This window comes from Roseomonas aerilata DSM 19363, assembly GCF_000711725.1.
In the GTDB taxonomy this organism is placed as follows: Bacteria; Pseudomonadota; Alphaproteobacteria; order Acetobacterales; family Acetobacteraceae; genus Roseomonas; species Roseomonas aerilata.
The window spans coordinates 1-25,986 of sequence record NZ_JONP01000018.1; the positions used below are offsets into that span (position 1 = coordinate 1).

Annotated in this window: 27 protein-coding genes and 2 tRNA genes; 7 read left to right on the forward strand and 22 right to left on the reverse strand. The window is 71.8% G+C overall.

Annotated features, from left to right (window positions below; all coding sequences use genetic code 11):
* The 3 genes from BO39_RS19005 to BO39_RS19015 all read left to right on the forward strand — a co-directional run.
* Positions 1–225: OmpA family protein (locus BO39_RS19005; protein ID WP_043836391.1), on the forward strand; the 225-nt coding region annotated here is incomplete at its 5' end.
* Between the two features lie 144 nt (positions 226–369).
* A complete protein-coding gene (locus tag BO39_RS19010) occupies positions 370–651 on the forward strand; it encodes a DUF3253 domain-containing protein (protein ID WP_043836393.1) in 282 nt (93 codons plus the stop codon).
* 79 nt (positions 652–730) lie between these two features.
* Positions 731–2,464 (forward strand): ABC transporter ATP-binding protein/permease, encoded by a 1,734-nt coding sequence (locus BO39_RS19015; protein ID WP_043836395.1) that lies wholly within the window; start codon positions 731–733, stop codon positions 2,462–2,464.
* A 292-nt stretch (positions 2,465–2,756) separates the two neighbouring features.
* Here the strand turns inward: BO39_RS19015 and bfr are convergent, their stop codons facing one another.
* From bfr to cydD, 5 genes are all read right to left on the reverse strand, one after another.
* Positions 2,757–3,245, reverse strand: a complete 489-nt coding sequence (gene bfr, locus BO39_RS19020; protein WP_043836397.1) for a bacterioferritin — start codon at positions 3,243–3,245, stop codon at positions 2,757–2,759.
* 74 nt (positions 3,246–3,319) lie between these two features.
* Positions 3,320–3,508 carry a (2Fe-2S)-binding protein gene (locus BO39_RS19025; RefSeq protein WP_043836398.1) on the reverse strand — a complete coding sequence of 63 codons (189 nt, stop codon included), beginning with the start codon at positions 3,506–3,508 and terminating at the stop codon, positions 3,320–3,322.
* Positions 3,509–3,757: 249 nt separating this feature from the next.
* Positions 3,758–5,581, reverse strand: coding sequence for a DNA helicase RecQ (recQ, locus tag BO39_RS19030; protein WP_043836401.1), 1,824 nt, complete (start codon positions 5,579–5,581; stop codon positions 3,758–3,760).
* Positions 5,582–5,722: 141 nt separating this feature from the next.
* Positions 5,723–7,375 (reverse strand): thiol reductant ABC exporter subunit CydC, encoded by a 1,653-nt coding sequence (gene cydC / locus BO39_RS19035; RefSeq protein ID WP_043836404.1) that lies wholly within the window; start codon positions 7,373–7,375, stop codon positions 5,723–5,725.
* Positions 7,372–9,042, reverse strand: a complete 1,671-nt coding sequence (cydD, locus tag BO39_RS19040; RefSeq protein WP_043836406.1) for a thiol reductant ABC exporter subunit CydD — start codon at positions 9,040–9,042, stop codon at positions 7,372–7,374. The genes cydC and cydD overlap by 4 nt, the downstream gene beginning before the upstream one ends.
* 115 nt (positions 9,043–9,157) lie before the next feature.
* Here cydD and BO39_RS19045 point away from each other — a divergent pair, with 115 nt between their 5' ends.
* Positions 9,158–10,066 carry a polysaccharide deacetylase family protein gene (locus BO39_RS19045; RefSeq protein ID WP_043836544.1) on the forward strand — a complete coding sequence of 303 codons (909 nt, stop codon included), beginning with the start codon at positions 9,158–9,160 and terminating at the stop codon, positions 10,064–10,066.
* Between the two features lie 4 nt (positions 10,067–10,070).
* Here BO39_RS19045 and BO39_RS19050 read toward each other — a convergent pair whose 3' ends face one another.
* On the reverse strand, positions 10,071–11,189 hold the full coding sequence (locus tag BO39_RS19050; RefSeq protein ID WP_043836408.1) for an S-(hydroxymethyl)glutathione dehydrogenase/class III alcohol dehydrogenase: 1,119 nt from the start codon (positions 11,187–11,189) through the stop codon (positions 10,071–10,073).
* A gap of 77 nt (positions 11,190–11,266) precedes the next feature.
* On the opposite strand from BO39_RS19050, the gene BO39_RS19055 reads away from it, so the two are divergent.
* Entirely contained in the window at positions 11,267–11,677 is a 411-nt protein-coding gene (locus BO39_RS19055) for a PaaI family thioesterase (RefSeq protein ID WP_043836410.1), read from the forward strand.
* Between the two features lie 61 nt (positions 11,678–11,738).
* Here the strand turns inward: BO39_RS19055 and BO39_RS19060 are convergent.
* From BO39_RS19060 to BO39_RS19120, 13 genes are all read right to left on the reverse strand, one after another.
* A tRNA-Arg gene (locus tag BO39_RS19060) sits at positions 11,739–11,815 on the reverse strand.
* A gap of 12 nt (positions 11,816–11,827) precedes the next feature.
* A complete protein-coding gene (locus BO39_RS19065; protein ID WP_043836412.1) occupies positions 11,828–12,139 on the reverse strand; it encodes an ETC complex I subunit in 312 nt (103 codons plus the stop codon).
* Positions 12,140–12,167: 28 nt separating this feature from the next.
* Positions 12,168–12,241: transfer RNA gene (locus BO39_RS19070), tRNA-Pro, on the reverse strand.
* Between the two features lie 55 nt (positions 12,242–12,296).
* Positions 12,297–13,571, reverse strand: coding sequence for a serine--tRNA ligase (serS, locus tag BO39_RS19075; RefSeq protein ID WP_043836414.1), 1,275 nt, complete (start codon positions 13,569–13,571; stop codon positions 12,297–12,299).
* Positions 13,572–13,580: 9 nt separating this feature from the next.
* A complete protein-coding gene (gene tatC, locus BO39_RS19080; RefSeq protein ID WP_043836416.1) occupies positions 13,581–14,369 on the reverse strand; it encodes a twin-arginine translocase subunit TatC in 789 nt (262 codons plus the stop codon).
* A 19-nt stretch (positions 14,370–14,388) separates the two neighbouring features.
* Positions 14,389–14,982 (reverse strand): Sec-independent protein translocase protein TatB, encoded by a 594-nt coding sequence (gene tatB / locus BO39_RS30195; protein ID WP_052402314.1) that lies wholly within the window; start codon positions 14,980–14,982, stop codon positions 14,389–14,391.
* Positions 14,983–15,132: 150 nt separating this feature from the next.
* Positions 15,133–15,825, reverse strand: coding sequence for an SMC-Scp complex subunit ScpB (gene scpB, locus BO39_RS19090; RefSeq protein WP_084698256.1), 693 nt, complete (start codon positions 15,823–15,825; stop codon positions 15,133–15,135).
* The gene (locus BO39_RS19095; protein WP_043836418.1) at positions 15,809–16,588 is read right to left on the reverse strand and encodes a segregation and condensation protein A; all 780 of its coding nucleotides are present in this window, start codon (positions 16,586–16,588) and stop codon (positions 15,809–15,811) included. The genes scpB and BO39_RS19095 overlap by 17 nt, the downstream gene beginning before the upstream one ends.
* On the reverse strand, positions 16,585–17,274 hold the full coding sequence (locus tag BO39_RS19100) for a site-2 protease family protein (RefSeq protein ID WP_043836420.1): 690 nt from the start codon (positions 17,272–17,274) through the stop codon (positions 16,585–16,587). Before BO39_RS19100 ends, BO39_RS19095 begins: the two co-directional genes overlap by 4 nt.
* 7 nt (positions 17,275–17,281) lie before the next feature.
* On the reverse strand, positions 17,282–18,295 hold the full coding sequence (gene nagZ, locus BO39_RS19105) for a beta-N-acetylhexosaminidase (protein WP_043836422.1): 1,014 nt from the start codon (positions 18,293–18,295) through the stop codon (positions 17,282–17,284).
* The gene (locus BO39_RS32735) at positions 18,292–19,224 is read right to left on the reverse strand and encodes an SPOR domain-containing protein (RefSeq protein WP_043836424.1); all 933 of its coding nucleotides are present in this window, start codon (positions 19,222–19,224) and stop codon (positions 18,292–18,294) included. Before BO39_RS32735 ends, nagZ begins: the two co-directional genes overlap by 4 nt.
* Positions 19,221–20,990 carry an arginine--tRNA ligase gene (gene argS / locus BO39_RS19115; RefSeq protein ID WP_043836427.1) on the reverse strand — a complete coding sequence of 590 codons (1,770 nt, stop codon included), beginning with the start codon at positions 20,988–20,990 and terminating at the stop codon, positions 19,221–19,223. The genes BO39_RS32735 and argS overlap by 4 nt, the downstream gene beginning before the upstream one ends.
* Before the next feature lie 10 nt (positions 20,991–21,000).
* Entirely contained in the window at positions 21,001–22,215 is a 1,215-nt protein-coding gene (locus BO39_RS19120; protein ID WP_084698258.1) for a deoxyguanosinetriphosphate triphosphohydrolase, read from the reverse strand.
* Between the two features lie 138 nt (positions 22,216–22,353).
* Here BO39_RS19120 and BO39_RS19125 point away from each other — a divergent pair, with 138 nt between their 5' ends.
* Both BO39_RS19125 and BO39_RS19130 read left to right on the forward strand, forming a co-directional pair.
* Positions 22,354–22,698, forward strand: a complete 345-nt coding sequence (locus tag BO39_RS19125) for a HesB/IscA family protein (protein ID WP_052402315.1) — start codon at positions 22,354–22,356, stop codon at positions 22,696–22,698.
* A 5-nt stretch (positions 22,699–22,703) separates the two neighbouring features.
* Positions 22,704–23,474: an exodeoxyribonuclease III gene (locus BO39_RS19130; RefSeq protein ID WP_043836429.1), complete on the forward strand. Its 771-nt coding sequence runs from the start codon at positions 22,704–22,706 to the stop codon at positions 23,472–23,474.
* Between the two features lie 28 nt (positions 23,475–23,502).
* On the opposite strand, the gene BO39_RS19135 is transcribed toward BO39_RS19130, so the two are convergent.
* From BO39_RS19135 to pdxA, 3 genes are read right to left on the reverse strand one after another with little or no spacing between them, the layout of a single operon-like run.
* Positions 23,503–24,213: a 2OG-Fe dioxygenase family protein gene (locus BO39_RS19135; RefSeq protein WP_043836430.1), complete on the reverse strand. Its 711-nt coding sequence runs from the start codon at positions 24,211–24,213 to the stop codon at positions 23,503–23,505.
* Positions 24,210–24,944 (reverse strand): pyridoxine 5'-phosphate synthase, encoded by a 735-nt coding sequence (locus BO39_RS19140; RefSeq protein ID WP_043836432.1) that lies wholly within the window; start codon positions 24,942–24,944, stop codon positions 24,210–24,212. Before BO39_RS19140 ends, BO39_RS19135 begins: the two co-directional genes overlap by 4 nt.
* The gene (gene pdxA, locus BO39_RS19145) at positions 24,941–25,957 is read right to left on the reverse strand and encodes a 4-hydroxythreonine-4-phosphate dehydrogenase PdxA (protein ID WP_043836434.1); all 1,017 of its coding nucleotides are present in this window, start codon (positions 25,955–25,957) and stop codon (positions 24,941–24,943) included. Before pdxA ends, BO39_RS19140 begins: the two co-directional genes overlap by 4 nt.
* Between the last annotated feature and the right edge of the window lie 29 nt (positions 25,958–25,986).

A 25,986-nucleotide genomic window follows, 5' to 3' on the forward strand; every position in this document is an offset into this window, starting at 1 on the left:
ACCCGCATCGAGGTGGCCGGCCACGCCGACCGCTCGGGCACCCCGCAGTACAACCAGCGCCTGTCCCAGCGCCGCGCCGAGGCCGTCGCGGCCGAGCTGTCCCAGCGCGGGATCAGCCGTTCGCAGATCACGGTCCAGGCCTTCGGCGAGAGCCGTCCGCTGGTCCCGACCGCCGATGGCGTGCGTGAGCCGCAGAACCGCCGCGTGGAGATCGTCCTGCGCTGAGCAGGCGATCCCTCACCGGGTGAACAGGAGGGGGCGGGACCGCAGGGTCCCGCCCCTTTCTTCTTGGCCCCTCCTCCCGCGAAGGGCGAAGCCCTCTTCGGCTCCACGGGCCAAGGCCCCCTCATGCTGATATAGACGGGCCCCATGACCAGCATCCCCGACCAGCAACTCATCCAGGACGAGATCCTTCGCCAGGTCGCCGCGCGCGCTGCCGGCCGCAGCATCTGCCCAAGCGAGGTGGCGCGAGCCTTTCTGCCCGATGGCTGGCAACCACTTATGGGTCCCGTGCGCCGGGCCGCGGTGGCCCTCGCGCGCGAGGGCCGGCTTGAGGTGCTGCGCAAGGGGCGTCCCGCCGACCTGGATGAGTTGCGGGGCGTCATTCGCCTCCGCGCACCGCTTCCGCCCGGCGAGGCAGCACCGGAATAGCGCATCGCGGAAGGCGCCCGATTGACCGGAGTGCCGGGCGAGAAGCATTGATCCTCTCGAACGGATCGGACCTTCCGCCATGCGAACCATCCCTGCCGCGCTGCGCGATGCCTGGGCGCTCTCCCGCCCCTTCTGGACCGGGGACGGGCGATGGGCGGCGCGCGGCCTGCTGGCGGTGGTGGTGGTGCTGAACCTCGCGCTCGTCGCGATGAACGTGATCCTCACCTACTGGCAGCGCGGCTTCTACAACGCGCTGGAGACGAAGAACTGGGAGTCCTTCATCAGCCTGCTGCTGCTCGGCGGGCCGACGGACGATGCCAGCTACATGCCGGGCTTCAGCCTCATCGCGGCGCTCTACATCGTCGTCGCGGTCTACGCGCTCTACCTCAAGCAGGCCTTGCAGATCCGCTGGCGAACCTGGCTGGCCGAGAACCTCACGGCACGTTGGATGGGCGGTCGCGCCTATTACCGTCTTGCCGTTGCCGGCGACGGCGGCACCGACAACCCGGACCAGCGCATCTCCGAGGACACGCGGCTCTTCGTCGAGAGCACGCTGACGCTCGGCCTCGGGCTGATGCGCGCGGTGGTCACGCTCGTCTCCTTCATCGTCGTGCTCTGGGGCCTCTCGGGCGAGGTGACGGTCTTCGGCGTGGTCGTGCCGGGCTACCTCGTCTGGATCGCCCTCGCCTACTCGGTGGTGGGCACCTGGATCACCCATCGCATCGGGCGGAAGCTGATCGGCCTGAACTTTCTGCAAGAGAAGGTGGAGGCCGACTTCCGCTACGCCCTTGTCCGCGTGCGCGATCATGTGGAGGGCATCGCCCTCCAGCACGGCGAGGCGGAGGAGCGCGCCGGGCTGCAGGGCCGCTTCGGCGCGCTGATCGCCAACTGGTGGGCGATCATGCGGGCCACAAAGCACCTTACCTTCTTCACCGCCGGCTTCGGGCAGGTCGCGACGATCTTCCCCTTCGTGGTCGTTGCGCCGAACTACTTCGCCGGGCGCATCCCGCTCGGCGCGCTCATCCAGACCTCCTCGGCCTTCGGGTCCGTGCAGGAGGCGCTCTCCTGGCTGGTGAACAACTATTCCGACGTGGCTGCCTGGCGCGCGACGGTGCAGCGCCTCTCGGGCTTCGACATCGCGATCAAGGCGGTCGAGGCACGCGCGGGCGAAGGCCCTTCGGTCGAGGCCGGGGCGCAGGAAGAACTCAGGGTTTCCGGGCTGGACGTCTGGCTACCCGACGGGCGGCGCCTCGTGGAGGGTGCCGACATGGCGGTTTCGCCAGGTGAGGCCGTTCTCCTCACTGGTCCCTCCGGCAGCGGCAAGTCCACCCTCTTTCGCGCCCTGGCCGGAATCTGGCCCTTCGGCCGGGGCCGTGTCGGTTTGCCCGCCGGCCGCCCGGCACTCTTCCTGCCGCAGCGGCCCTACCTGCCGCTCGGCACGCTGCGGCGAGCCCTTTGCTACCCTGCCAACGAGACGGGCTTCGACGACGCTACGATCAGGGCCGCGCTCACGGATGTCGGGCTTGGCCAACTGGTGTCGCGCCTCGATACCGCCGAAGACTGGGAGCGCATCCTCTCCGGCGGCGAGCAGCAACGGCTGGCCTTCGCCCGCGCTCTCCTGCAACGCCCCGCCTGGCTCTTTCTCGACGAGGCGACCGCCAGCCTCGACGCGGCGGCAGAAGGGGAGCTCTACGCGCTTGTGCGGGAGCGACTCCCCGGGACTGGGGTCGTCTCCATCGCTCACCGGGCCGCGGTGGCGGCCTTCCACGACCGGGCGGTGCGTCTGGAAAGGGGCAAGCTGGTGCCGGCCTGATTTCCATGGCGCGGGCGGCGCCGGCGAGAGGAAGAGGGAGGTCTTCCTCTCGCCGGCCGCCTCACCGTCGTCGTTTTCTTCGCATTCGCAAGGATTTAGCGGCCGACCCGCCTCAAGCCACGGCCTCGGGGCGACTGCACACGCACGAAGGTGCCAGCGCCCAGGCCCAGTTCCTGCGGCCCGAATCCGCGTCAGCGAGCTAGGGATCTAACGGCCTTAGCCCCCTGGACGGTCCGAGGACTGCCTCGGCCCCGGAGAGGGCAGCGCCCCCTCGGGACCGAGGGCCCGAGCTTCAATGGTCCTGGTCGGGCGCCGGGTCCGAGTTGAGGAGGGTGTAGCGTTCCTCGCCGATGCGCTCGATGAGCGTGAACTGCGCGTGGAGGAAGTCCTCGTGCTTTTCCTCATCGGCGAGGATCTTCAGGAGGAGATCGCGCGAGACGTAGTCGCGCACCGCCTCGCAATGGGCGATGCCGTCCTTGAGGTCCCCGATCGCCTTCTGCTCGAGGCGGGAGTCACACTCGAGCACCTCCTTCACCGTCTGCCCGATGAGCACCTGATTGAGGCGCTGGACGTTGGGCAGCCCGTCGAGGAAGAGGATACGCTTGATGAGCCAGTCGGCATGGCGCATCTCCTCGATCGATTCCTCGTACTCGTGCTTGCCGAGCCGGGTGACGCCCCAGTGATTGAGGGTGCGCGCGTGGAGGAAGTACTGGTTGATCGCCGTCAGCTCGTTGCTGAGCTGCGTGTTCAGGTATTCGATGACCTTCGGATCGCCGGCCATGGGGTGCGCCCTTTCCAAGATGGGCCGGTGATGGGGCCTGGAGGCGGCCCGGTCAATTCGAACCTTGGCCGCGCCTAGTTCGGCGCGCTCGTCTCCGCCTCCGCGTTGCGGGCGCGCAGCATGCACAGGATCGTGCCGGTGCAGGAGCCGCACTGCGCACGGCACTGGCAGGCGGCGTAAACATCATGGGTCCGGCTGGCACCGGCCGAGATGGCGGCCTGGATACGCGTGTCGCTCAGCCCGTTGCAGATGCAAACATACATGCGGCGCGGCTCCCCTCCCCGGACCGGCCGGGGTGGGAGGGTTCTAGCAGTTGCGAAAGTTTCTGCAAGTCATTCGCAACCTGAAAACGCGGAAAGGGGCTGGACCCCTCCCCCTCGGGGTCCGCGCCGTGAGGAAGGCGCCGAAATGGCAGCCCACAGGCAGCCGCTCTGCCGGCGAGGTGAGCCTAAACACAGGGCGGGACTGGGCGAGCCCACCGGACATCCGCCGGTTGGGGCGCCTCCGCAAGGTCAGCTCGCTTCGCGCAACACCCGGAGCACGTCCTGCCCGTAGCGCTCGAGCTTCGAGGCGCCGACACCGTGGACGGAGGCGAGCGCGTCGATGCTCCCCGGGCGGCGCGCCGCGATCTCTTCCAGCGTGCGGTCGGGGAAGATGACATAGGCGGGTACGGCCTGCCGGGTCGCCTCCTCCTTCCGCCAGGCGCGCAGTGCCTCGAAGGTCTCGCTGCCCGCAGCGGCGGAGAAGGCGGGCGCGGCGCGGCGCTCCCCTCGCTGCCGACGGGAGGCGCGGGCGGCCTCGCGCAGCGCGGATTCCTGAAGAAGCACGGGCTGGTTGCCCTTGAGGATCGGCCGCGCGGCCTCAGTCGCCTGGTAGATCGGGAGGTTCGTCTCGCTTGCCATCGCCAGCGCGCCGTGGGCGAGGAGGTGGCGCGCGATGTTGCGCCAGGCGCCCTCCGCCACGTCCCGCCCGATGCCGAAGACCGAGAGGCTGTCATGCCCGAAGGAACCGACCTTCTCCGTCCGGTTGCCGCGCAGCACGTCCACGACATGGCCGAGCCCGAAACGTCCGCCGGTGCGGTGGACGGCCGAGAGCAGCTTCCGTGCGGCCTCCGTCGCGTCCACGAGGCGCGGCGGGCGGAGGCAGGCATCGCAATTGCCGCAATCCTCGGACAGGTCGTCCCCGAAGCAACGGAGCAGCAGGCGGCGACGGCAGGTCGCGCTCTCCACGATCGCAACGAGGCGGTCCAGCCGCTCGTGGTCGAGGCGCTTCTGCGTCTCGGCAGCCGGGCTCTCCCCGATGCGGCGGCGGGCGACGGCGATGTCTTCCGCGCCATAGAGGAGAAGCGCGCGCGCGGGGGCGCCGTCCCGCCCGGCGCGGCCGATCTCCTGGTACCAGGACTCGGGGCCGCCCGGCAGCGCGAGATGGGCGACCCAACGCACGTCCGGCCGGTCTATGCCCATGCCGAAGGCGATCGTCGCGGCCATGACCACGGGATCGCCGGAGGAGAAGCGGCGCTCGGCCGCGCGGCGGTCCGCGGGTTCCATGCCTGCGTGGTAGTGGAGCGCGTCATAGCCCTCCCGCTTCAGGCGGGCGGCGGTGCGCTCCGTCTCGGCGCGGCTCGGGCAGTAGATGATGCCCGCGCCGCGCCCGTCATCGGCCTCCTCCATGAAGGCGGCGATCTGGGCGGTGGGGTTGTCGCGCGGCGCCACCTCGATGCGGATGTTCGGGCGGTCGAAGCTACCGCGAAAGACCGGTGCGTCGGTGAGCGACAGGCGTTCGCGGATGTCGTCCACGGTGCGGGCATCGGCCGTCGCCGTCAGCGCCACGCGTGGCACCTCGGGGAAGCGCTCCGCCAGCATGGTCAGCGCGCGGTACTCGGGGCGGAAGTTATGGCCCCAGGCGGAAATGCAGTGCGCCTCGTCCACGGCGAAAAGGGAGAGGTCGCGGCGCGCGAGGCGCTCGGCCGTCCCCTCCAGCGCCAGTCGCTCGGGCGAGACGTAGAGAAGCTTCAGCCGGCCGTTCGAGAGGTCGAGCGACACGCGGCGCCGCTCCTCCTCGTCGAGGCCCGAATGCAGCGCGGCGGCGGCGACGCCCTGCTGGCGCAGCGCCACCACCTGGTCCTCCATCAGCGCGATGAGCGGCGAGACAACGACGCCGAGCCCGGGGCGGCAGAGAGCCGGCACCTGATAGCAGAGCGACTTTCCGCCGCCAGTCGGCATCAGCACGAGGCCGGAGCCGCCGGCGGTGACGTGCTCCACGATCTCAGCCTGGCGCCCACGGAAATCGGGGAAGCCGAAGACGTCGTGCAGGACAGTGCGAGGATCGCCGCTCAACCCTGTGGCCCCCTGCTGGAGGCCGTGAGTCGTTCGGTCCGCGCCGCTTCGGCGGGATGGCGTTCGGTGCGCTTCATGGGGTCCGGATGAGATGGGGCAGCGCGCCCCCGGCGGACAGGGGCCGGGGGCGGAACGGACGGGTCAGGACATCGCCGGCAGCGCGCGGCCGCCCGCGAGACGGAGGATGCGCGTCGGCCGCTCCACCCCGATCAGCCGATGGGTGATGAGGATGGAGCTGCGCCCGCCGAGCGCGGTGTCGAGGGTCTCGAGGAAGGCGCGCTCCGTCGCGGCGTCCAGCCCCGCCGTCGGCTCGTCCAGGATGATGATGGAGGCAGGCGAGAGCAGCGCGCGGGCGAGCGCGATGCGCCGCGCCTGGCCGCCGGAGAAGCGGGCCCCGGCCTCGCCGCAGCGCGTCTCCAGCCCCTCCGGCAACGCGCGGACGAGTTCGGCGATCTGCGCGCGCTCCAGCGCGTGCCACAGGGCGGCGTCCGGTGCCTCGGGCGCGGCGAGGCGGAGATTGGCCGCGATCGTGTCGTCAAAGAGGGTCGCGTCCTGCGTCAGGCAGGCGATGCGCGCGCGCACGGTATCGGCCGACAGCGTCGCGTAGTCGGCGCCGCCGAGCGTGATGTGCCCTGCCTGAGGCGCCGCCAGCTTCAGCAGCACGGCCGCAAGCGTGGACTTGCCGATGCCGGAGGGGCCGAGCAGCGCGATGCGCGCGCCTTCCGGCAGGTCGAGGGAGAGGTCCTCGAAGACCGGCACCCGGTCCTCCGCCCAGGCGAAGCGGACGCCGCGAACCGAAAGGGCGTGGCCCTCCGGCGTCGCCGAGGAAGGCGGGTCGGGCACGGGAACGGGGTGGTCGGCTGCTTCCAGCAGGCGCCGGGCGCCGGCGGCGGCAAGGGCCAGCGCGGCGCCCGCCCGGGGAAGCGCGCCCAGCGCGTCCGCCGCGGCGAGGACGAGGAAGAGGGCGACGACGACCGCGCTCGCCTCCCCGCCGCCCGCGACACCCCAGGCGAGGGCGCCGAGCAGCGCGCCCTGCGTCAGGACCGTGCCCGCTGCCCCGCCGAGGGAACCCGCGCGGGTCAGGCGCCGCCGTTCCAGGTCCATGTCCCGGGCCGCCGCCTCGACGCGGGCGGTGGCGCGGCCCTCGGCATTGGTGGAGAGGATGTCCTCCATCGCCGTCAGCGGCTCCACCGCTTCGGCGCGCAGGGCACCGGTGGCCATGGCAGCGCGGGTGGCGGCGCGGCCCGCGAAAGGGGCGATGGCCAACGGCAGCAGCAGTGCGAGGGCAAGCGGAAGGGCGACGATGGCTGCCAGCACTGGGGCGATCGCGCCGAGAATGACTGCAAGCGCCAGCACCACCGCGGCCGCCGCCGCCATGGGAACGAGGGCGCGGAGGTAGAGCCCGTCCAACGCCTCCACGTCCGTGACGAGCCGGCCTAGCAGGTCGCCCGAACGCGTCATGCCGGGGCCGGCGGTCAGGCGTTCGGAAAGGCGGCGGAAGAACCAGGTGCGGGTATCCGCAAGCGCCCGGAAGGTCGCCTCATGCGTCGCCATCCGCTCCGCCCAGCGAAGGAAGGGACGAAGGAGGATGAGCGGGCGGAGGAAGACGAGCAGCCCCGCGCCGGCCGCCAGCGTGCCCGTCGCCAACCCCTGCCCCACGCCGCCGCCGGCCAACGCCAGCAGCGCAACGCCCGCGAGCGCCGAGGCACCGGCTGTCACCGCACCGAAGGTGAGCCAGCCGCCACGGGGCCGCCAGAGGCCGAGAACCCGGCCGAGATCCCGCGCGGCACTCATGTGGCCACCGCTCGGCGCTGGGCGACCACGCGGCCGTCCCGCAGTTCCAGCACCTTCGGGAAGCGGGCGCGCAGCATGGCGGAGTGGCTGGCGATGACGACGGTGCGCCCAGTGCAGAGGCGGCGAAGGCTGTCGAGCACCTGGCTCTCCGTGGCGGGGTCGAGATGGGCGGTGGGCTCGTCGAGCAGCACCAGCGGCGCGTCGCGCAAGAAGGCGCGGGCGAGCGCGACACGTAGGCGCTGGCCGCCGGAAAGCCCGTGCCCACCCTCCCCCACCGGGGTGTCGAGGCCCTGCGGCAGTTCGTCCGCGAAGGCCGAGACCTGGGCGGAGCGCGCGGCGGCCTCCACCGCGGCGTCGGTCGCCTCGGGGCGGGCAAGGCGGATGTTCTCGCGGATCGATGCGCGGAGCAGGACCGGCCGCTGCGGCATATAGGCGATCAGCCGGCGCAGCTCGGCAGGGGCGAGGGCGAGCGCGTCCCGGCCATTGAGAGCGATCCGGCCCTCGTCCGGCCTGGAGAAGCCCATCAGCAGCTTCAGGATGGTGGACTTGCCCGAACCACTGGGCCCCGAGAGCACGAGCGCCTCACCGGGGGTCACGCGGAAGGAGACGTCGTCGATCGCCAGGGGGCGAGCCGGGTCGGGCCGGTGCGAGAGGTGGTCCACCACGAGGGTCACGCTCGGTGGCACCTCCTCCAGCAGCAGGCCGGCCGGGGCGGGTGCGTCGAGGATGGGCGCGATCGCCGCCGCCGCGCCCTGGGCAGACATCCGCTCGTGATAGGCGGTGGAGAAGGCGCGGAGCGGCGCGAAGAAGGCGGGCACGAGCAGAAGGCAGAACAACGCCGCAACCGGGTCCGGATGGCCCGCGGCCGCGAGATTGCCGTGCCGCCAGGCGAGGCAGCCGAGGACGGCCGCGGCCACCAGTTCCAGCATGCCGGTCGAAAGGAAGGCGAGGCGCAGCACTCGCATGGTGCGCAGGCGAAGCTCCTGAGCGGCGGCGTCGAGCGCGCGGGCCTCGTCCTCCTGCCGGCGGAAGAGCACAAGCGTGGGCAGGCCCCGCATGCGGTCGAGGAAGCGGCCCGACAGGCGCTGCAGCGCGTCGAACTGCCGCCGGCTGGCGATGGAGGCGCCGATGCCGGAAACGGCCATGCCGACCGGTACGAGAAGCCCGGCCGCGACGAGGATCATGCCGCTGAGCGCATCGGCCGCGAAGGCCGCCAGTGCCACCATCAGCGGACCCATCATCGCGAGCGCCGCCGAGGGGATCCAGCGCGCGAAGTAGCCGTCCATGGCCTCCACGCGGTCCACCGTCAGGGCCGCGCCCTCCCCGGCCGGGCGGGCGGAGGGGGTCTCGGCCAGGAGTCGGGCGAAAAGGCGGCGACGGAGATTGGCGCGCGATGCCTCGCCGGCGCGGGCGGAGGCGGCTTCCTGCGCCACCACCAACCCGACCTGCAGCAGCGCCAGCCCGGCCGCCGCGGCGAGGGTGCCCGCTCCCGCCGCCCCGTATCCGAGCAGCGTCGCGAGGAGCGTCGCCACCAGCCAGGCCTGCGCGATGCCCGCGGCCGATGCCGCCAGGCCGAGCAGGATGGGCAGCATCAGGGCGGCGCGACCCTCCCGCGCGGCGGCGGAGAGGAGGGCGCGGGCAGGATCTCGGCCGGCACGTCGGGACATGATGGGCGGCTTCTTACGTCATTCGCGGGGCTGGCGGAATGCGGCACGGGTGCTGCACCCGCGAAGCACCATGGCGGTCTATCTTGTGCCGATTCATGCCCTAGCGAGGTCCCGCATGCTGCCCGTGCACGGAAGACATGGCTACCACCCCTGGCGCGGCCGCCCTTCCTGGTCCTGGCCAGGCGGGGCGCGGCTGGCCGTCTATCTCGGCGTGAACCTCGAACACTTCGCCTTCGGGGAGGGGCTGGGGGCGGAGCTGGCGCCCGGGGCGAACAGCGGGGGAGGGCCGCAGCCGGACGTGCTGAACCACGCCTGGCGGGACTACGGCAACCGTGTGGGCGCCTGGCGGCTGATCGAGACGCTGGACGAGCTCTCGCTTCCCGCGACGGTGCTGCTCAACTCCGCCATGTACCACCACGCACCGGCGCTGGTGGCCGCGCACCGGGCGCGGGCGGACGAGATCGCGGGCCACGGCCGCACGAACTCGGAGCGCCAGTCCACCCTGCCCGAGGCCGAGGAGCGGGCGCTGATCGCGGAGGCGACGGCGGCTATTGCCTTGCATGAGGGGGCAGCGCCGCGGGGCTGGCTCTCCCCCTGGATCGCCGAGAGCCATGCCACCCCCGACCTGCTGGCCGAGGCGGGCTACGGCTACACCCTCAACTGGTGCAGCGACGACCAGCCCGTCTGGCACCGGACCCGCCACGGCCGGATCATGGCCATCCCCTACCCCCAGGAGGTGAACGACATCCCCGCCATCATCGCCCGCAAGGACGGCGCGGCGCAGTTCGCCGAGATGATCGTGGAGGATTTCGAGGAGCGGCTGCGCCAGGTTCGGGACGGCATGGCGCAGGTGATGGGCATCGCGCTCCACCCCTACATCGTCGGGCAGCCCTATCGGATGCGAGCGCTGCGCCGGGCGCTCGCGCATGTGGCGGCGCGGCGGGAGGAGGTCTGGATCACCACCGCCGGCGCCGTCTTCGACCACGCGAGCGCTCTGCCCCCGGGGAACATCCCCGGGGAGTAGACCCTCAGAAGGTCACCACGGACCGGATGCTCTTGCCCTCGTGCATGAGGTCGAAGGCGTGATTGATCCTATCCAGCGGCATGGTGTGGGTGATCAGGCTGTCGATGTCGATCTTCCCCTCCATGTACCAGTCCACGATCTTCGGCACGTCCGTGCGCCCGCGCGCGCCGCCGAAAGCCGAGCCGCGCCAGTTACGTCCCGTCACGAGCTGGAAAGGGCGGGTCGAGATCTCCTGGCCGCTGGGCGCCACGCCGATGATGATCGAGGTGCCCCAGCCGCGATGGGTGCACTCCAGCGCCTGGCGCATCGTGTTCACGTTGCCGACGCACTCGAAGGAGAAGTCGGCGCCGCCGTCGGTCAGGTCCTGGATCGCCTGCACCACCTTGTCCCGCCCGACCTCGTCCGGGTTGACGAAGTGGGTCATGCCGAACTTCCGGGCCATCTCGACCTTGCTGGGGTTCAGGTCCACGCCGACGATCCGGTCGGCGCCAACCATGCGCGCGCCCTGGATCACGTTCAGCCCGATGCCGCCGAGGCCGAAGACCACCACATTGGCGCCCGCCCAGACCTTGGCCGTATAGACGACCGCACCGATGCCCGTGGTGACGCCGCAGCCGATGTAGCAGATCTTGTCGAAGGGCGCGTCCTCCCGGACCTTCGCCACCGCGATCTCCGGCAGCACCGTGAAGTTCGAGAAGGTGCTGCAGCCCATGTAGTGCCAGAGGGGCTTGTTCGGGTTTTCGCACGCGAAGCGGCTGGTGCCATCGGGCATGATGCCCTGGCCCTGCGTGGAGCGGATGGCCGTGCAGAGGTTGCTGCGCTGGGAAAGGCAGGTTTTGCACTGCCGGCACTCGGGCGTGTAGAGCGGGATCACGTGATCGCCCGGCTTCACAGCCGTGACGCCCGCGCCCACCTCGCGCACGATGCCCGCGCCCTCATGACCGAGGATGCAGGGGAACTTGCCCTCGCTGTCCAGCCCAGAGAGCGTATAGGCGTCGGTGTGGCAGACCCCCGTCGCCATGATCTCCACCAGCACCTCGCCGGGCTTCGGGCCCTCCAGGTCCACGGTCTCGATGCTCAGCGGCTTGTTCGCCTCCCAGGCGACGGCAGCGCGGGTCTTCATTTGGGGGCGGCTTCCCTTCTCGCTCGTCCGGTGACCTTATCCGGCCCCGGTGGGGCGGGCCAGGGGAGGCACGGGGCGTGACGCTGGAGGAGCTGACGGCGCGGGTGCGCGAGGGCGTGCCGCTTGCGGGCGCCTTGGGTATCGAGGTGCTGCGGGCCGACGCCGGTTCGGCCCTGCTGCGGATGCCGCCCTCCTCCCTCTCCCTGCGGCCTGGCGGAACGGCTTCGGGGCCGGCGCTGATGACACTGGCGGATGTCGGGATCTGGGTGCCCCTGCTGGTCGCGACCGGCGGGGCGGACAGCACGCGAACCGCCCAACTCGGCATCTCCTTCCTGCGGCCAGCGGGCGCGGCAGGCGTGCTGGCGGAGGTGCGCGTCGTTCGCCAGGGCCGCACCAGCGTCTATGCCGAGGTTTGGATGCGTGCGGAGGCAGAGGAGAAGCCCTGCGCGCACGCGACGGCGACCTGGATGAAGGCCACCGGCATCTGAGGGCAGAGATTTGCCTGGCGTCATGGCCGGTGAAAGCCCGTGGCCGCGGCACGTGGAAAGCTGGCGCACCCTGAGGGACTTGAACCCCCAACCAACCGGGTAGAAGCCGGTTGCTCTATCCAGTTGAGCTAAGGGTGCGGCGACGGTGCCTCAGTGCGTCCAGTTGACGAGGCGGTCCGTGCGAAAATTGTCGGCATAGGACTTCGGCCGCAGCGCCGGGATCTGCCGGCGGCGCTCGACCTCGTAGGGGATGCCCTTCGACTTGGCATAGGCCTCGGCCTGCTCCAGCGTGTCGAAGCGGAGGCGGACCTGGCGGTTCGTGTCGCCCGAGCCGTACCAGCCCGTGAGCGGGTCGATCCGCTTCGGCTCGGAGGGCTCCCACTCGAAGATCCATTCGTCGGTGCGGCCCTGGCCGGACTGCATCGCGTTCCGGGCGGGCGAGTGGATGCGGGCCATGTTCATGCAGCAACTCCGGCGACTGGTCTCTAATTCGGGGCGGCGGGATTCGAACCCACGGCCTCCTGTACCCAAAACAGGCGCGCTACCAGGCTGCGCCACACCCCGTGAGACCGGGCGAAACTATGGGCGCGGCGGCCCCGGCGCAATGGGCGCCGCGCGATTAGGCCGGACCTATGGCTTCCGCGCCGCCCATGAAGGGGCGCAGCACGGGCGGGATGGCGATGGAGCCGTCCTCCCGCTGGTGCGTCTCCATGACAGCGACGAGGGCGCGGCCGACCGCAACGCCGGAGCCGTTGAGGGTGTGGAGGAAGACGTTGCCCTTCCCCTCCCGCGGCTTCATCCGGGCGTTCATGCGGCGCGCCTGGAAGTCACGGCAGTTGGAGCAGGACGAGATCTCCCGCCAGGCCCCCTGCCCGGGCAGCCAGACCTCGAGGTCGTAGGTCTTGGCGGCGCCGAAGCCGGTGTCGCCGGCGCAGAGGAGAATCCGCCGCCAGGTGAGGCCGAGATCGGTCAGCACCCGCTCCGCGCAGCGGGTCATCCGCTCGTGCTCCTCGGCGGAGGCGTCGGGGGCGGTGATGGAGACCATCTCCACCTTCGAGAACTGGTGCTGGCGAATCATCCCGCGTGTGTCCCGGCCGGCCGAGCCCGCCTCGGAGCGGAAGCAAGGGGAGAGGGCGGCGAGGCGTAGGGGCAGGGCGGATTCGGGCACGATCTCGCCCCGCACCGTGTTCGTCAGCGGCACCTCGGCCGTCGGGATGAGCCAGCGGTCGTCGGTTGTGCGGAAGAGGTCGTCGGCGAATTTCGGAAGCTGGCCGGTGCCGTACATGGTCGCGTCGTTCACCAGCAGGGGTACGACGGTCTCGGTATAGCCGTGCTCGTCCACCTGCAGGTTGAGCATCCACTGGCCAATGGCGCGCTCCAGCCGCGCGAGCGAACCGCGGAGGACGGTGAAGCGGCTGCCGGCGAGCTTGGCGGCGGTGGTGAAGTCCATCCCGCCCAGCGCCTCCCCCAAATCGAAGTGCTGCTTCGGGGCGAAGGGGAGGTTAGGCACCTCTCCATGCTGGTGGAGGACGACGTTCGCGGTCTCGTCCCGGCCATCCGGCACGTCCTCGTCGAGGAGGTTCGGCAGGGCTTCCAGGATGCGGGCCTGGGCGGCCTCGGCAGCGGCCGCCTCGGCCTCCAGGCTCTCCATACGGGTGCGGAGCGCAGTCGCCTCGGCCTCGAGCGTGGAGGTGTCGGCCCCAGCCTTCTTCCCCTGGCCGATCTCGCGCGCGAGGGCGTTGCGGCGGGCCTGGGCCTCCTGCGCCGTGGTCTGGGCGGAGCGCCGGGCGGTGTCGAGCGTCAGCAGCTCGGACGAGACGGGGGCGAGGCCCCGCCGCGCGAGTGCGGCGTCGAACGCGGCCGGATCGGCGCGGACGGCCCGGATGTCATGCATAGGGTGGCCTCAGGTCGTCGGGGGCTTGGGCTTGGGCGTCATCCAGACCGCGGCCAGGATCGACAGCTCGTAGAGGGCCAGCAGCGGCACGGCGAGACCGACCTGGCTGATGATGTCGGGCGGCGTCAGCACCGCGGCGACCACGAACATGCCGACGATCGCGTAGCGCCGGCCACGCCGAAGTTGCTCCACGCTCAGGATGCCGACGCGCGCCATGAGGGTGATGGCCACCGGCATCTGGAAGGCCACGCCGAAGGCGAGGATCATGTGCATGACGAGCGAAAGATATTCGGAGACCTTCGCCTCGAGCTGCACCGGCAGCCCGCCGCCGCCGGTCGGCGTCTCGAAGGAGATGAAGAACTTCCAGGCGAGCGGGAAGATGAAATAATAGGCCAGCGCCGCGCCCATCACGAAGAGGACCGGCGAGGCCACGAGAAAGGGCGTGATCACCTTCTTCTCGGACTTGTAAAGGCCGGGCGCGATGAAGAGCCAGAGCTGCGTGGCCCACATCGGGAAGGAGAAGAACACAGCCCCGAAGAAGGCCACCTTCAGGTAGGTGAAGAAGGCCTCGTAGAGCGCGGTGAAGATCATCCGCCGCTCGCCAGCGCCCTGGTGCATCAGGATGTCGGCCAACGGGCGCGCGAGGAAGCCGTAGATGGCCGTCGAGAAGTAGTAGCAGAGCGCGAAGGCGATCCCGAAGGCGCCGATCGACCACAGGAGCCGCGTGCGCAGCTCCAGCAGGTGGTCGATCAACGGCATGGGCTTGTCGTCGATCGTATCGTCGGGGTCGCGAGACACTGGGGCTGATACTTCTTCGTCAGGCGGTGTGGGTGGTCGCCGGGCGGGCGGCGGTTTCGGCGAGCGGAGGAGCAACGGGGGGCGCGACCGGCTCGGCGGTGCCGGCGACGGGAGGCAGGGCCTCGCTGGCGACGGTCACGGCGGGAGCCGGGGCAACTGGCGCCATATCTGGCGGCGGGGGCGCGGCGGGCAGGTCGGCGGCGCTCGCGACCTCGACCTCGGCGGCGGGCGTGGTCGCGTCCACGGGCGGCGCGCCTTCCGGCAGGGTGGAGGCGGTGCCCTCGGCCGGGGCAGCATCCGAGGTGGGCGGGGGCGGCGCGCGGAAGGGGTCGTCGCGCATGGTCCGCATCAGCGTCCCGTCCTCGTCCACTGCCTTCTCGATGGTGGACTTAAGATCGAAGTTGCGGATGTCGCGAATCTGGTCGCGCACGTCCTCCAGCTTCGCCTCGCGCACCACCTCGTCCAGGTGGCCCTGGAACTCGCCGGCCATGCGGCGCAGCTTCTGGATGCCGCGGGCGACGCCGCGGACAGCGTCCGGAAGGTCCTTGGGACCGATCACCACCACCGCGACAACGGCGATAAGGGCGATCTCGGACCAGGCAAGGTCGAACATGTCTCTCCGATCACCCGGGCCGGGCGGCCAGCCATCGCGTCGGGCGGCCGGTCCCTCGCGGGGTCGCTTCCGTTAGCAGAACTCGCCCGCACGACAAATGGGGCCCCCGGAAGATGGGCCCTTCGCCGGCCCGATGAAAGCGCCGGGCGCTCAGGCGAGCCCGGCGCCGGGCGGCGGCGAAAGGGGCAGCCCCGGCTCGGGCAACAATTCCTCACGCTTCGGCAGGTCTCGCAAGGAGGCGAGGCCGAACTGCTCCAGGAAGCGGGGCGTGGTGGCCCAGAGGGTCGGGCGGCCGGGCGCCTCCTTCCGCCCGCGCGGCGCGACGAGGCCGTTCTCGAGCAGCGTCTCGAGCGTGTTCTGGGAGAGGGCGGTGCCGCGAATCTCCTCGATCTCGGCGCGGGTCACCGGCTGGTGCCAGGCGATGATGGCCAGCGCCTCCATCGCCACGCGCGGCAGGCGGCGGGGCACCTCCACCACGCGCGTCAGGGCGGGCGCGAGGTCGGGCGCGGTGCGGAAGGCGTGCCCGCCCGCGACGGAAACGAGGTTCACCCCCCTGCCCTCATAGGCTTCGGCCAGGGCGGCCAGGGTGGCGGCGGCCTCCACCCCCGCCGGCAGCAGCGGCTGGAGGCGGGCAAGCGTCACCGGGGTGGCGGAGGCGAAAACCAGGGCCTCCGCGATCCGAAGGGCCTCCGCGGGCACGGCCGCCGCCGGGAGGCGGGGATCGGCCGCGGCAGCCGCCGCATCCGGTCCGCCGTCCTCGGCTACGGCAACCGGCGACTCGGGCGCGACGGGCTCGTCGAGATCCGGCTCCTCCGGCGTCGCGGCGTCAGGCAGCGTCGGCATCTCTCTCCCCGCCTATTTGAGCGGCGCCGCGCGGCGGGCGCAGCAGGATAGGGGTGAAGGGAGCGTCCTGGCGAAGCTCCGCGAGGCCGGTCTTGGCCATCTCCAGCCCGGCGACGAGCGTGCTCGCCAGGGCCGCGCGGCGCTCCACCGGGTCCATCTCGGCCTCCGGCAGGAAGCCCGACAGCTCCGCCCAGCCGGGGACGTTGCCGACCAGGGCGCGCAGTCGGGCGAGCGCGTCCTGCACCGTCCAGACCCGGCGCGGGCGCGGGCGGTAGGGCCGGCGCGCGGCGGCACGGCGGAGAACGTCGGTATAGGCGCGGAGCAGGCCAGGCAGGTCGGCGGCCAGCGCCGAGCGGTCCTCCAGCACGAGGTTCTCCGGCACGCCGCGTGCCATGACGTCTCGGCCGAGGAAGGGGCGCGCACCCAGCCAGGCGGCGGCCTCGCGCATGCGCTCCAGCTCGCGCAGCCGGTCCGCCAGCGCCTCGGCAAGCGCCTCCGCGTCCTCCCCGGCCTCGGGGTCGTCGGGGAGGAGGAGGCGGGACTTCAACCAGGCGAGCCAGGCGGCCATGACCAGCCAGTCCGCCGCGATCTCGAGCCGCACGCGCCGCGCGCCCTCGATCACGGCCATGTACTGGTCCACGAGGGAGAGGATGGAGATCCGCGCGATGTCCACCTTCTGCGCGCGGGCGAGGTCCAGCAGCAGGTCGAGCGGGCCCTCGAACCCGTCCAACGTGACGTGCAGGGCGGGGGCGGCCTCGCTCATCCCCCGTGGCCGGTGATGTTCAGGACCGCCTGGGCCGTCGGCAGCACGACCGCCCGGACAAGGGCGCGCAGCGGGTCCAGGCCCGGGACGAGCATGGGGAGGATAAAAAGAAGGCCGAGCACGATGAACAGCCCGAACTGCTCCAGCCGCAGGAAGGGGATGCCGACCGACGGCGGTAGCAGCCCGCCCAGGATGCGCCCGCCGTCGAGTGGCGGGATCGGCATCAGGTTGAAGGTGGCGAGGACCAGGTTGCCGATCAGTGAGAGGACAAGGAAGGACTCGAGCCAATCGAGCAGGTTGTCGCGCCCCGGACCCTCCAGCGGATGCAGCAGGATGGCCGCGAGCACCGCGAGGGCGAAGTTGATCGCCGGACCGGCCGCCGCGACCAGCACCATGCCGTAGCGCGGGTTGCGCAGCCGCATCACGTCCACCGGCACCGGCTTGGCCCAGCCGAACATCACGTCCACCCGCCCAGAGACGAGGAGCTGCGAGATGAGCAGCAGGCCCGGCACCATCAGCGTCCCCACGGGATCGACGTGGCGGAGCGGGTTGAGGGAGAGGCGGCCGAGCTGGGCCGCCGTGTCGTCGCCGAGTGCCCGGGCGGCATAGCCGTGGGCGGCCTCGTGCAGGGTGATCGCGAAGATCGCGGCCAGGGCCGCGGCCGCGAAGTCGGGAAGCCAGTCCATCCGCTTCTCAGGCGTCCGTCAGCGCGTGCGGCAGGGTGGCGGCGGGGGCCGCGCTGCGGGCCGCGATGGCCGCGGGGCGGGCCGCCTGCATCAGGGCGCGGGCCGTTACCATGCGCTCCTCCGCGCGCGGGGTCAGGACCGGGCACTCGCGAAGAAGCGCGGCGGTGTCCTCGAGCACGCCGTTGCAGTGGAGGACGAGGTCGCAGCCGGCGGCGAGCGAGTCGGCCGCGAGCGTGCCCGAGAGCCCGGACAGCGCGCCCATGGTGAGGTCGTCGGAGACGAGCACGCCGTCGAAGCCGATATCGCCGCGGATGGTGCGCTCGATGAGGAGCGGCGAGAGCGTGGCGGGACGGTCGGGGTCCAGCGCGACGTAGGTGATGTGCGCGGTCATCGCCCAGAGGTGCCGGCCGGCGTCGCGCGCGCAGACGCTGCGGAAGGGGGCGATATCCGCTGCCAGCGTCGCGGCATCCGCCTCGACCCGCGGCAGGGAGAGGTGGCTGTCTGCCGTGGCGCGGCCGTGGCCAGGGATGTGTTTGATGACCGGGATGCAGCCCGCGGCCATCAGCCCCTCGATCCAGGCCTCGCCAAGCCGAGCCACTTCCGCGGGGTCGTCCGAGAAAGCGCGGTCTCCGATCACCTCATGCGCGCCGGATAGGTGAAGATCGAGGACGGGCGCGCAGACGACGTCGAGGCCCATGGCCGCGCATTCGCGCCCCAGCAGGGCGGCGTTGGCGGCGGCACTGGCGGCGCTCGCCCCCTCGAAGACGCTCGCCGGCGGGAAGGCCGGCCATTCGGGCGGTCGGAGGCGGGCGACACGGCCGCCTTCCTGGTCCACGAGGATGGGGGCGTCCTGGCCCAGCTCCTCCCGGATCGCGGCGGTAAGCGCGCGGAGCTGGGAGGGGTCCTGCACGTTGCGGCGGAAGAGGATGACGCCGGCGGGCGGCGTCTCCCGCAGCACCCGCGCTTCGGCGGAGGTGAGGGCAGTGCCGGACAGGCCGGTGACGGCTGCGCGGGCGGTCATCCGCCGAGCACGGCGCAGGGAAGGTTCTTCGTCTTGGCGCTCTCGCATAGGGTGCGCGCGGCCGCGAGGTCCGGCATGTTCGTGGCCCTGATCCGCCAGAGCGGCGGCAGGTCGCCCCGGTCCACGCGGGTGATCTGCGGCTCGCGGCCCGCCAGTTGCGGCAACCGCGCCTGGAGCTTCGGCCACTCGTTCCGCGCCGCCTCCTCGGAGCCGAGGGCACCGAGCTGGACCACCACGCGACCGGTGCGGGGCGTAGGGCTGTTCGCGGGCATCGGCGGCGGCGTGATGGCGGGGGTCGCCTGCGCGGCCGCCGCTGCCTGGGGCGCGGGCGGCTGGCTCGGCGCCTGCACCGCCGCGGGCTGGGGTGGCACCAGCGGGCTCGCGGCCGGCTGCGGCGCGGCGGCGGGTGACGGCACGGTCGCGGGTGCGGCGGCGGGCACGGGCTGGGAGGTGCCGTTCTGCGGGACCAGCGCCTGAGGCGCTGCGGGCGCCTGCGGGCCGAGGCTCGGGTTGACGAGCGGCGGGCGGCTCGGCGCGGCCTCCGGCTGGGAGGCGGGGAGCACCACCACGGCCGGCGGGCGGGCAGCGGCCTGGCGCAGCGCGGCCACGTCCGGCCGCTCGGGCTCGGGCGAGAGGCGCGGCTGGGCCGCCGTGCCCGTCGCACCGCGCCGCTGACTCTCGAAGATCCGCTCGTCCTGGTTGGCGACGCGCATGCCGCCGGGGTCGCTTGGTTTCACGCGAATCGGGCGGGTATCGGCCTCGATCACCGGCACCGTGTGGTTCACGGCCCGGGAAATGCCCCAGACGATGCCGCCGCCCACCCCGGCCGCGCCCAGCGCGGCGCCCGCCAGGGCCACCATGCGCCAGGGAATCTGGAAACCCGTCCGCTCCCGGCGGACGCGATAGCTTGGAACCGTAAAGTCGCTCACCGCATCTCCTCGACGGGTGTCACCCCCATCACCGCGAGGCCCGAGCGAATCACCGCGGCCGTGGCCGCCACAAGTGCAAGCCTCGCGCGCGTCGCCCCGGGTTCCCCCTCCCGGATGAAGCGCAGCGTGGCGTCCTCTCGTCCCCGGTTCCAGAGTAGATGAAAATCCGCGGCCAAGTCATGGAGAAAGAAGGCGATTCGGTGCGGTTCCCGCGCGAGCGCCGCGGCTTCCACCGTGCGGGGCCAGGCGGTCAGGCGCCGGATGAGGGCCATCTCCGCGGGATCGGCCAGCGTCTCGAGCGGCGACTCCGCCAATTCCGCCGTCGCCGGGTCGCCGGCGCCGCGCAGCACGCTGCGGGCGCGGGCATGGGCGTACTGCACGTAGAAGACCGGATTGTCGCGCGACTGCTGCACGACGGCGTCGAGGTCGAACTCCATCTGCGCGTCGGCCTTGCGCGTCAGCATGGTGAAGCGAACGGCGTCGCGGCCCACCTCCTCGATCAGGTCGGCGAGCGTGACGTAGGTGCCGGCGCGCTTGGACATGCGCACGGGTTGCCCGCCCTTCACCACCTTTACGATCTGGGTCAGCACCACGTCGAGCGGCACCTTGCGATCGGCCGAGAGGGCGGCAACGGCCGCCTTCATGCGCGGCACGTAGCCGCCGTGGTCGGCGCCCCAGACCTGCACCAGCTCGTCGAAGCCGCGGGCGATCTTGTCGGCGTGGTTGCCGATGTCGTTGGCGAAGTAGGTGTTACTGCCGTCGCTCTTGCGGAGCGGCCGGTCCACGTCGTCGCCGAACTCGGTGGAGCGGAAGAGTGTCTGCTCGCGCGGCTCCCAGTCGTCCGGCAGCTTGCCCTTGGGGGGCTCCAGCACGCCCTCGTAGACGAGGCCGCGGGCGGAGAGCGCCGCGATGGCGGCATCGGCCGCGCCGCTGCGGACAAGCGCCGCCTCGCTGATGAAGACGTCGTGGCGGACGCCGAGTGCCGCGAGGTCCGAGCGAATCTCGGCCATCATGGCGTCCACCGTGAACTCGCGGACCGTCTCGAGCCAGAGCGAGGGATCGGCCGGCACCGCGCCGGGCGCGAGGCTGTCGCCGAACTTCTCGCGCAGCGCCTCGCCCACGGGGATCAAGTACTCGCCGCGGTACTGCAGCCCGCCGGGGATGGAGGCGGCAAAATCGTCCTCAGTCAGGCTCGTGCCCAGCGCCTGGAGGTAACGCCAGTAGGCAGCCCAGGCGAGGGCCTGCACCTGCGCCCCGGCATCGTTGATGTAGTACTCCTTCGTGACGGCCCAGCCGGCCTTGGTCAGCAGGTTGGCCAGGGCGTCCCCGACCACCGCGCCGCGGCAGTGGCCGACATGCATCGGGCCCGTGGGGTTGGCCGAGACGTACTCGACGTCGACCTTTCGGTCCGCGCCCGCGGTGCCGTTGCCGTAGGCTTCGCCGGCACGGAGAATGACCGGGAGCTGGTCGCGGAGGGTCGACTCCTCGAGGCGCAGGTTCACGAAGCCGGGGCCGGCGGGGGCAGCGGCGGCAATGCCCGGCCGGGCAGCCAGCCGTTCCGCAAGCGACTTCGCAACCGCTTGCGGTGCCTGGCGCGCGGGCTTCGCCACGACGAGGGCCGCGTTGGTCGCCATGTCCCCGTGCGAGGCGTCGCGCGGCGGCTCCACCAGAACGCGGGCGAGGGTCTCCTCCGGCAGGTCGGGCAGGAGGGTGCGAAGCTCGGTCACGACCGCGTCGCGGATCGTGCGGAAGATGTCGTCGGTCATTGGGATACGATCAGCCGGGAATGTGGGGGTCCGTCAGGCGACGGTGCTCTTCGAGGGCGAACTTGTCGGTCATGCCCGCCAGCCAGTCGCAGACGGTGCGCGCGGCCTCGGCCGAGCCCGCCTCCCCTGCCCGCTTCGCCCAGGCGGGGGGCAGCATGTCCGGCTGGCCGTGCAGAAGGGAGAACATCACCTGCAGGGCGCGCTTGGACTTCAGCGAGGTGCGGTTGACGCGCCAGTGGCGGTACATGCGGTCGAAGAGAAAGGTGCGCGTCTCCTGGTTGAGCGCGTGCATCCGCTCGGAGAAGAAGACGACGGGCTGGGGGGCGTTGCGGATATCCGTCACGCTCTTCGGCGCGAGCAGCGCGATGCGGCGGCGCGCCTCCTCCACCACGTCCGTGATCATGAGATTGATGACGCGGCGGATGATCTCGCTCGCCACGCGGTCGGGCGGCGCGTCCGCGGGGATGGCGTCCATGGCCAGGTCCCGCGCGGCGCCCACCAGCGGCAGGGCGCAGGCTTCCTCCAGGGTAAAGAGGCCGGCGCGGAGGCCGTCGTCGAGGTCGTGGTTGTTGTAGGCGATGTCGTCCGCGATCGCCGCCGCCTGGGCCTCGGCGCTCGCGTGGCAGTGCAGCTCGAGGTCGTGCCGAGCCGAGTATTCAGCGATGTAGTGTGGCGGGCGGCGGAGAGGGCCGTTGTGCTTCGCCAGCCCTTCCAGCGTCTCCCAGGTAAGGTTCAGCCCGTCGAAGCCGGCGTAGCGGTGCTCCAACAGGGTCACGGCCTTCAGGGACTGCGCGTTGTGGTCGTAGCCGCCCCAGTTTCGCATCAACCCGTTCAGCGCCTCCTCCCCCGCATGGCCGAAGGGCGGGTGGCCGAGATCGTGCGCCAGCGCCAGGGCCTCGGCCAAGTCCTCGTCGAGATGGAGCTGGCGCGCGAGGGAGCGGGCGATCTGCGCCACCTCGATCGAGTGGGTCAGCCGCGTGCGGAAGGCGTCACCCTCGTGGAAGACGAAGACCTGCGTCTTGTACTGGAGGCGGCGGAAGGCCGTGGAATGGATGATCCGGTCCCGGTCCCGCTGATAGGGGGAGCGGCCGCCGCCCGAATCCTCGGGGTAGAGGCGCCCGCGGGAGGCCTCCGGCTGCACCGCCCAGGGGGCCAGCCCCTGCGGCTGGCGCGCCACGGGGCGGGCCGCTTCGGCGGGATCGAGGGGGTTGGAGGGCTGGTCCATGGGCTCGGCGGGCCGTAGCACCCGGCCCGCCGCAGCGGCAAGGCCGTTGCCCCGCTTTGGAGAACCGGCGGGGCGACCCTATCTTAGGGTGAACGGCGGTCGCCCTGGCGGCGCGCCACATCCTGGCCGAGGTTTCCCATGCCCGATGGCAGCGCCCTTCCCGCCCCTTTTACCGTGACCCCCGCGGCTCTCGCGCAGGTGGCGGAGATCGCGGCCGCTCAGGGCAGGCCCTCCGCCGGGCTGCGCCTCGCGGTCGAGGCCGGCGGCTGCTCGGGCTTCCAGTACAAGTTCGACCTGGCCGAAGCGCCCGAGGCGGACGACCTGGTGGTGGAGGGCCGGGTCTTCGTTGATCCCGTCTCGCTCGACCTGTTGCGCGGAGCCCAGCTCGACTGGGCGGACGAGCTGATCGGGGCGCATTTCAAGGTGAGCAACCCGGTGGCGGTCTCGGGCTGTGGCTGCGGGGTGTCCTTCAGCGTCGGCTGAGCCCCATGCGCCTCTGCACCTTCAACGTGAACTCCGGCCGCAAGCGCATGCCGCATCTGCGGCGGCTGCTGGAGCGCCACGCGCCCGACATCGTTTTCCTCCAGGAACTGAAATGCCGAACGGAGGAGTTCCCGGCCATGGAACTGGCCGATCTCGGCTATCGCTGCCACGTCGTGGGCCAGTCCGGTGGGCGGAACGGGGTGGCCGTGGTGTCCCGCATCCCCTTCGAGGTGGTGGACGAGGCCCTGCCCGACGGCGAAGGGGACACCCACGCCCGCTTCGTCGAGGTGAAGGCCGCGGGCGCCCATCTCGCCGGCATCTACCTTCCCAACGGCAATTCCGGCGGGGAGGAGGGCTATGCCTACAAGCTCCGCTGGATGGAACGCCTCCGGACCCGCGTCGCGGAGCGGCTGAACGGCTTCATCCCTTACGCCGTGCTCGGCGATTTCAACGTCTGCCCAACGGACGACGACTTCGCCCCTGGCGCCCTGCCTCGGACCGATGCCCTGGTCCGCCCCGAGACCCGTGCGGCCTTCCGCGCCATCACCCATCTCGGCATGACCGACGCGCTGCGGGCGCTGCACCCTGAAGATGCGCCCTGGACCTACTGGGACTACGGCCCCGCCTTCGAGTCGAATCGTGGCCTGCGTATCGACCACGCCCTGCTGAGCGCGGAACTGGCGGAACGGCTGGTAGGAGCCTCCGTGGACGTGGTGGCACGCTCGGAGGAAAGCCCGTCCGACCACGCGCCGGTGCTTTTCGACTTCGCGGATTAGGCGCCGGCCCCTCCGCGGCCGCTGGCGCTCAATGCCGGACGAAGGTCAGCACCAGCACGTCGCGATGCCCGGGCCGGGAGGGGTCGATCGGGTGGATGGGCGTGACGCCGTGCTTCACGCGGCGGTCGTCGAGCAGCACGGCGTCGGCGGCGTGGGAGAGGGTGAAGCTCGCCTCCTCGTGCCCGTCGATCTCGATGCCGGTCACGCCACCCTCCACGTTCTCGCGGCCGACGAGCATCACCATGACATGGTCCACGCCGTCGCTGTGCATGCCCTCGGGCGTGGGCTGGCCCGCTTCGTCCGGCCGGGCCTCGATGCGGAACTGATGAACCTCGATGTGCCAGGTGGTACCCGGGGAAAGGCGGTCGAAAACAGTCCGGGCGCGGTTCAGCAGGGCAGTGAGCGCCGGTCCCTCCCCGATCGCGGGTTCGACCGGCTCGAACCAGCGCTGAACCCCGCCGTTCAGCGGGTTGTGAGCGACGGCCTGGTAGTGCGGCTGATGTGGCGCGCGCGCGATGGGGCCGCCGGGCGAGGCGGCATAGGTCGCGTGCCGGCGGCGGCGGTAGCGGCCGCCATCGGCCATGAAGGCGTCGGGTCGAAGATCGTTCCAGCTGTCGGCGAAGCGGGTCCATTCGGCCGCCGAAAACGCCGTGCCGGCGGGGTCGAAGGCCGCGCGCGTCGCCTCGCCGTGGAGGGCGACGTAGCCGGTGGCCGCGATGGCGGCGGCGAGGTCCGTCATGTCCGCCGCGCCCTCTCCATCACCTGCCGCATGCGGGAAACGGCGGCGGGGAGGCCCTCGAAGAGCGCCTGCCCCATGAGGAAGTGGCCGATGTTCAGTTCCACCACCTCCGGGATCGCGGCGAGGAGCGGGGCGGTGTCGTAGTCCAGGCCATGGCCGGCGTGGCACTCCATCCCGGCGGCGGCAACGAGGCGGGCGGCTTCGCGCAGGCGCGCCAGCTCCGCGTCGCGCGCCGGGCCGGGCAGGGCGTCGCAGAAGCGGCCGGTGTGCAGTTCCACCGCGCGGGCGCCGAGGCGGGCGGCGGCCTCCACCTGATGGGGATCGGGGTCGAGGAAGAGGGAGGTGCGGATCCCCGCCCCGTTCAGGGCGGAGACCAACGGGGCGAGGTTCGCTTCGCCGCCGGCAGCGTCCAGCCCGCCCTCGGTCGTCACCTCGGCGCGGCGCTCGGGCACGATGCAGCAGGCATGGGGGCGCAGCGAGAGGGCGATGGCCTGCATCTCCGCCGTCGCCGCCATTTCGAGGTTGATGGGGGCGGTCAGCGCCTGCCGCATCGCGCGGCAGTCGGCGTCGCGGATATGGCGGCGGTCCTCCCGCAGGTGGATCGTGATGCTGTCAGCGCCGTGCTCGAGAACGAGCCGCGCGGCGGCCAGCGGGTCGGGGTGGGTCCCGCCGCGCGCGTTCCGCAGGGTGGCGACATGGTCGACGTTCACGCCGAGCCGGATGGGGGTCATGCCGCGACGGGCTCCCTGTTGCGCCGTGCCGCCATCTCAGCCGCGAGGCGTAACGCCGCGACGAGGCTGCCGGGGTCGGCGGCGCCCTGCCCGGCGATGCCGAAGGCGGTCCCGTGGTCGGGCGAAGTGCGGATGATGGGGAGGCCGAGCGTGACGTTCACGCCGCCATCCATGTCGAGCGTCTTGATCGGGATCAGCGCCTGGTCGTGGTAGAGGCAGAGCGCGGCGTCGTAAGTAGTGCGGGCGCGGGCAGTGAACATCGTGTCCGGCGGCAAGGGTCCGAAGGCGTCGATGCCGGCCGCGCGTAGCGCCTCGATGGCGGGGACGACGAGCGTTCCTTCCTCGTCGCCCATGGCGCCCTCCTCGCCCGCATGGGGATTGAGGCCCGCCACGGCGATGCGCGGGGCGGCGATGCCGAAGCCCTGCCGCAGCCCGGCGGCCAGTGCCTTCCCCGTGCGGATGATCTCGGCCGTCGTGAGGGTGTCGAGCGCGCGGCGCAGGGAGACGTGGATGGTCACGGGCACGACGCGCAGCATGGGCGAGGCGAGCAGCATGACCGGCGGCTCGGCCGTGCCGGTCAGGGCGCCCAGGAACTCGGTATGGCCCGGGAAGGCGAAGCCGGTGCGGTAGAGAGTTGCCTTGCTGATGGGGTTGGTGACCACGCCACCGACGCGCCCAGCCTGGGCAAGGGCCACCGCCCGCTCGATGGAGCCAAGCACGGCGGGGGCATTCGCGGGATCGGGGCGTCCGGGCTCGGAGGGGACCGGCAGGCGCACGGTCATCACCGGCAGGCGCTCGGGGAAGACGGCGGCGGCCTCCTCAGGCCCCGAGACCTCGGCCACTGGCACCTCCCAGCCGAAGCCGGCGGCCAGGGCCGAGAGGCGGCGCGGATCGTCCAGCGCGACGAAGGCGGGGCCCTCCCGCCGCAACCGCGACCAGGCCGCAAGCGTGATCTCGCCCCCGATCCCCGCGGGGTCTCCCATGGTCAGGGCAAGGGGCGGGATCGATTCCATCCGGGGTAAACTCGCACGGCCATGATCCG